We start from the raw sequence: 509 nt of genomic DNA, 5'->3' as shown, positions 1-509 counted from the left end.
AGCGGACGGAGTAGACCCGAAGCGTACAATGATTATCAACGGGCTGGCAGAAGCACTCCTGACCACTCCCGAATGGCTGACAGGACTTTCCGAAGATAAGGAATATGACAGCCGCACTTTATGTGCAAGGGATATGGAGGAACATATCAAAAAATATCTTGATACGGTTTCTTCTGTGGTAAAGGGAGAACCGCACCAACAACTGCTTACCACATTCCTCGGAAAGATGATTGACCTCTATACGGTTATGACTTATCACTTTGCAGACGCAATGGCTGAGGTTGACCGTGTAGCGGAGGACGAGGGCTTAAAGCAGTCCTTACGCCGCTATGCGATTGAGTCAGGGGCGATTATGGAAAGGGTTTACCGTAAAGAAATGGAACTTCCTATCGAGGATATGAAGCAGTTTTTAGATGGGATTTTACATATCTACGATGAGGGACGCACCGCTGTAAAGATGGGCGACCTGTTCGGGATAGTGACAGCAGCCGAAGAAAGGGTTGCTGAAA

Annotated in this window: 1 protein-coding gene; it reads left to right on the top strand. The window is 47.7% G+C overall.

The window, feature by feature from the left end; all coding sequences use genetic code 11:
• On the top strand, positions 1-509 hold a 509-nt coding region (locus tag OCV70_RS20360; protein ID WP_262579934.1), incomplete at both ends, for a transcriptional regulator.

Origin of the sequence: Blautia acetigignens (assembly GCF_025566865.1) — a bacterium.
GTDB lineage: Bacteria > Bacillota > Clostridia > Lachnospirales > Lachnospiraceae > Blautia_A > Blautia_A acetigignens.
Note: the sequence above shows the minus strand (reverse complement) of the source record. Positions and strands in the feature narration are given on the sequence as shown.